A 5,475-nucleotide genomic window follows, 5' to 3' on the forward strand; every position below is an offset into this window, starting at 1 on the left:
TCCCGCTCCCGGCCCGCGACGGCGGGCGCCGGGCGCTGCCGCTTGGGCACCCGGGCGGCGGCCGGGGAGCCCGGGGAGCCCTGCACGCCCTGCTTCACGGGTCCTCCTGGCGGCTTGTCGGCACTTGGGGTCATTGACGACGGGTTGTCGGTTGTCCGTCAAGCACCTTAGGCGCACGGGGCGGCAGTTCAAACTCCTGCGCGAATAGATAAGGTTAGGCTTACCTCTCCATCCCAGTCCGCGCCCGCGGACGCGACCAAGGACCGGTGGTTCCGCCATGCCCGCTGCGGCCTCGCCGTTCACCGCCGCCTACGACCGCCTCCACGCGGCCGTCCCGGCGCTGGCCGTGACCGAGCTGAGCCCGGGCGAACCGGCGCCCCGGGGGGCGGGCTGGACCGGCGCCGCCGGGCTCGCCGCGGGTGGCGCGACGCTGGACTCCTTCCTGGCCTGGGACGACGCCCAGGTGGTGCGGGACCACGGCCGGCCGGCCCGCCCGGACGTCGTCGCGAGCTTCGGCCTGCACCGCTACGCCTGGGCCGCCTGCCTGCTGATCACCGTCCCGTGGTTCCTGGACCGCCGGGTGCCCCGGCTGCCCGTGACGCACGTCTCCTACGACCGCACCGGCGGCAGGATGGCCGTACGCCGCCCCGAGTCCTTCGCCTGCCTGCCGGGGGATCCCGCCGCCGCACTGCCCGGCGCCGTCGTCGTACCCGACGAGGAGGCGCTGCGGGCCGAGGTGCGGGCGGCCGTGGCCGAGCACCTGGAGCCGGTGCTCGCGGCCTTCGGCCCCCGGATGCGGCGGCGCGGGCGCGCGCTGTGGGGCATGGCGACCGACGAGGTGGTGGAGGGGCTGTGGTACGTCGCCCGGCTGCTCGGCGAGCCGGAGGCCGCGCGGGCCGTGCGGGAGCTGGAGCTGCTGCTGCCGGGGGCGACCCGGCCGTACGCCGGCTCCGCCGGGTTCCGGGAGCTGACGGGTCCGGACGGTGCGCCGCTGCCCACCCGGGACCGGGCGAGCTGCTGCATGTTCTACACCGTCCGCCCGGAGGACACCTGTGCGACGTGCCCGCGCACCTGCGACAGCGACCGGATCGCCAAACTGACCGCCGCGGCCGCCGCTTGAGGCTCCGTCAGGTACGGAGCCCGGCCGTTCGTCCGCTAAGATCACCGGCACCGCACCGGCCGCCCGCGGACCGGCTCCCGAGCAGGTGAAGCACACCCTTCTCACCCGCCCCGGGAACTTTCCGCGGAACCACTCGTACGGGTAGTCTTATTCGAACTCAACTCCCGCCCCTCATGCGGCAGTTCGAGCAGAACGCCGCCCCGGGGCATCCCCTTGCACCTTCTTGGCGGCCTCTTGCCCCGAAACCCCCTGAGGGCCCTCGGGAGTGGGCCACTATGGCGGGCGTTACGCCCTATCCCAATGCAAGGGACCCCTGATGAGACTGACCGACATATCGCTGAACTGGCTGCTACCCGGCGCCGTACTGCTCCTGGGCCTGCTGGCGGCGGTGGCGGTGCTCGCGCGCGGCAAGCGCACCTCCGGGGAGAACGCGAGTGCGGACGACTCGTGGGAGCGCAGCGAGGAGCGCCGCAGGCGCAAGGAGGCCGTCTACGGCACGGCCTCCTACGTGCTCCTGTTCTGCTGTGCGGCGGTGGCGGCAGCCCTGTCCTTCCACGGCCTGGTCGGCTTCGGCGAACAGAACCTCGGGCTGACCGACGGCTGGCAGTACCTGGTGCCCTTCGGGCTGGACGGAGCCGCGATGTTCTGCTCCGTGCTCGCGGTCCGCGAGGCGAGCCACGGAGACGCGGCCCTCGGCTCCCGGATACTCGTGTGGATGTTCGCCGCCGCGGCGGCCTGGTTCAACTGGGTGCACGCGCCTCGCGGCGTGGGTCACGACGGTGCTCCGCAGTTCTTCTCCGGCATGTCCCTGTCGGCGGCCGTGCTGTTCGACCGGGCGCTGAAGCAGACCCGCCGGGCCGCGCTGCGTGAGCAGGGCCTGGTGCCGCGTCCGCTGCCGCAGATCCGGATCGTGCGCTGGATGCGGGCGCCCCGCGAGACCTACCGGGCCTGGTCGCTGATGCTGCTGGAGGGCGTGCGCAGCCTCGACGAGGCGGTCGAGGAGGTCCGCGAGGACAAGCGGCAGAAGGAGGAGACCCGCCAGCGCCGGCGCGACCAGCAGCGCGTGGAGCGGGCCCGGTTGAAGGCCATCAGCCGGGGGCACCGCGGCTTCGCCGGCCGGGCCGGCCGGGAGGTCGAGGTGCAGGCGGTGGAGCGCGGGACCGCACCGGCGACCGCGGAGCCTGCCATATCGACCGCGGAGCAACTGCCCGTCCGCGCCCGGCCCTCCCTTCAGCCGGTCCGCAAAGGAGCTGAGCCGGTGACCGTCGACCTCACCGCGGAGGACGACACCATGGCCCTGCCGCGCCTCGACTCCCTGGAGCGCAAGCTCAAGGACCTGGAGCAGCAGTTCGGCTGACCGTCGGCCCGCGCGGCGGCGGAAACGGGGCGGGGCGTGACCGGTGTGGTCACGCCCCGCCCCGTTTCCGCCTCACGCCGCCTCGGCACCGAGCTCGAACCACACCGACTTGCCCACCCCGTGCGACCGCACACCCCAGGCGTCGGCGAGGGACTGCACGAGCAGCAGGCCCCGGCCGTGGGTGTCGTCGTCCGTGACGGGGGTGTGCGGCTCGGGCCTGCGGGCCACGAAGTCGCGTACCTCCACGCGCAGCGCGCCGGGCTCCACCACGGCCGTGAGCACGGCGTCGTCGTCGGTGTGCAGCAGCGCGTTGGTGACGAGTTCGCTGGTGAGCAGTTCGGCGATGTCCGAGCGGCCCGGTTTCCCCCAGTGCAGCAGCAGTTCGCGCAGCGCCCGGCGGGCTTCCGGCACCGCCCTGAGATCCGCCCGGCCCAGCCTGCGCCGCAGCCGCCGCACGTGTTCCGTGATGGTGTCGGCCTCTTCCCCCGTTGTCGCCGAGAAGGCCCCTACGGTCAAGGGACCGCCCCCTCGCGCCTGCCTCTTCATGACCCCCGCCCGCACGCCGCCGGTCCCTGTCCCTCCTGGTCGAACACGTTCACGGGGGATGCTTGCCCAGCAGGATCGCGGGCAGTCCTGACGTATGCCCGATGCCCGGTGGTTCGGCCATATCCGTACCCCGTGCCGTTCGGCCCCCGGGCCCGGCCCGCGCCGCACCCCGGGCACCCCGGACGCCGCAGGGCGCCACGGACGCCTCGCGACGGCGGCCCGGCCACCTCCGGCACCGTTCGTCCGCGCACGGTCACGTCCCGTGAAACTGGCCGAAATCCGATCCTCCGCCTCCGCTGGTACCGGCCCTAGGGCCGGGGCACATTGCGCAGGTTGGAGCGGGCCATCTGGAGCATCCGGCCGACCCCGCCGTCCAGCACGATCTTCGATGCGGACAGGGCGAAGCCGGTGACCATCTCGGCGCTGATCTTCGGCGGGATGGACAGGGCGTTGGGGTCGGTGACGATGTCCACCAGGGCGGGTCCCTTGTGCCGGAAGGCGTCCTTGAGCGCCCCGGCGAGCTGTCTGGGCTTCTCCACGCGGACGCCGAAGGCTCCGCAGGCGCGGGCGACGGCGGCGAAGTCGGGGTTGGTGTTCGCGGTGCCGTACGAGGGCAGTCCCGCGACCAGCATCTCCAGCTCCACCATGCCGAGGGAGGAGTTGTTGAACAGCACCACCTTGACCGGAAGGTCGTACTGCACGAGCGTCAGGAAGTCGCCCATCAGCATGGTGAATCCGCCGTCCCCGGACATGGAGACCACCTGCCGGCGCCGGTCGGTGAACTGGGCGCCGATCGCCATCGGCAGCGCATTCGCCATCGAGCCGTGCGAGAAGGAACCGATGATCCTGCGGCGGCCGTTGGGCGAGATGTAGCGGGCGGCCCACACGTTGCACATACCGGTGTCGACCGTGAAGACGGCGTCGTCGGAGGCGACCTCGTCCAGGACGGCGGCCACGTACTCGGGGTGCACCGGGACGTGCTTGTCGACCTTGCGGGTGTATGCCTTGACCACGCCCTCCAGCGCGTCGGCGTGCTTCTTCAGCATCCGGTCGAGGAAACGCCGGCTCTTCTTCTCCCGCACCCGCGGGATCACGCAGCGCAGCGTCTCGCGCACGTCCCCCCACACCGCCAGGTCGAGCCGGGAGCGGCGGCCGAGCACCTCGGGCCGCACGTCGACCTGGGCGATCCGCACGTCGTCCGGCAGGAAGGCGTTGTACGGGAAGTCGGTGCCGAGCAGGATCAGCAGATCGCACTCGTGGGTGGCCTCGTAGGCGGCGCCGTAGCCGAGGAGCCCGCTCATCCCCACGTCGTACGGATTGTCGTACTGGATGAACTCCTTGCCGCGCAGCGCGTGCCCGACCGGGGACTTGATCTTCTCGGCGAACCGCATCACCTCGGCGTGCGCACCGGCCGTGCCGCTGCCGCAGAACAGGGTGACCTTGCCCGCCGCGTCGATCATCTCCACGAGCCGGTCGATCTCCGTGTCGCCGGGCCGCACGGTGGGCCGGGAGGTGACGAGCGCGCTCTGCGGGGCCTTCTCCGGGGCCTGCTCGGCGGCGATGTCGCCGGGCAGCGACACCACGCTCACCCCGCGCCGGCCCACGGCGTGCTGGATGGCGGTCTGCAGCAGCCGGGGCATCTGCTTCGGGCTGGAGATCAGCTCGCTGTAGTGACTGCACTCCTGGAACAGCCGGTCCGGGTGCGTCTCCTGGAAGTAGCCGAGGCCGATCTCACTGGACGGGATCTGCGAGGCCAGCGCGAGCACCGGGGCCATGGAGCGGTGGGCGTCGTACAGGCCGTTGATCAGGTGCAGGTTGCCCGGGCCGCAGGAGCCGGCGCAGGCGGCCAGGCGCCCGGTGACCTGCGCCTCGGCACCGGCCGCGAAGGCGGCGGTCTCCTCGTGGCGCACGTGGATCCAGTCGATGGCGGAGTTGCGCCGTACGGCGTCCACGACCGGGTTGAGGCTGTCGCCGACGACACCGTAGAGGCGGCGCACCCCGGCGCGGACGAGGATGTCGACGAACTGCTCGGCTACGTTCTGTTTTGCCATACCTCCATACAGTCACAGGGGCCCGGGTTACGCCTCCCACACAGCCGCCGCCGTACGGTCGTCGGCGTAGCCCTTCACCCGCACCTGGGCGTCGGCGAGGAAGGCGGCGAGTCCGGGCGGGGTACGGCAGGACCAGCGGCGGGCCAGGTAGGCGCAGAGGGCGGGCTCACCGCGCAGCGGGTCGGCCAGGCCGGCCGTGCACATCATCAGCGCATCACCCGGCCGGGCTACCGAGGCACGGAACCGGAACGGCTCGCGAGGCGGCTCCGGGGCCGGTTCCGGGGCCGGCTCGAACGGGCTCGGCGGGGCCGGTACGCCGAGGTCCAGGGTCAGCCGGTCACCCTCCGCCGTCCGCTCGCGCGGCGAGCCGGAGCCGGAGCCGGACCCGGGAGCGCCGGAGC

The 5,475-nt window shown here is 72.7% G+C and carries 4 protein-coding genes and 1 pseudogene; 2 read left to right on the forward strand and 3 right to left on the reverse strand.

The window, feature by feature from the left end; genetic code table 11:
- The first annotated feature begins 277 nt into the window (after positions 1-277).
- Together GT045_RS11765 and GT045_RS11770 are read left to right on the forward strand one after the other, a co-directional pair.
- A complete protein-coding gene (locus tag GT045_RS11765) occupies positions 278-1,120 on the forward strand; it encodes a (2Fe-2S)-binding protein (RefSeq protein WP_161334114.1) in 843 nt (280 codons plus the stop codon).
- Between the two features lie 316 nt (positions 1,121-1,436).
- A complete protein-coding gene (locus tag GT045_RS11770; protein WP_161291797.1) occupies positions 1,437-2,477 on the forward strand; it encodes a DUF2637 domain-containing protein in 1,041 nt (346 codons plus the stop codon).
- Positions 2,478-2,549: 72 nt separating this feature from the next.
- On the opposite strand, the gene GT045_RS11775 is transcribed toward GT045_RS11770, so the two are convergent.
- The 3 genes and pseudogenes from GT045_RS11775 to GT045_RS11785 form a co-directional block, all read right to left on the reverse strand.
- Entirely contained in the window at positions 2,550-2,993 is a 444-nt protein-coding gene (locus tag GT045_RS11775) for an ATP-binding protein (protein ID WP_161291795.1), read from the reverse strand.
- A 338-nt stretch (positions 2,994-3,331) separates the two neighbouring features.
- Positions 3,332-5,074: a pyruvate dehydrogenase gene (locus GT045_RS11780; RefSeq protein WP_161334115.1), complete on the reverse strand. Its 1,743-nt coding sequence runs from the start codon at positions 5,072-5,074 to the stop codon at positions 3,332-3,334.
- Positions 5,075-5,101: 27 nt separating this feature from the next.
- Positions 5,102-5,475, reverse strand: a pseudogene (locus GT045_RS11785) (protein phosphatase 2C domain-containing protein); the annotation flags it as partial.

Source organism: Streptomyces sp. SID486, from assembly GCF_009865385.1.
GTDB lineage: Bacteria > Actinomycetota > Actinomycetes > Streptomycetales > Streptomycetaceae > Streptomyces.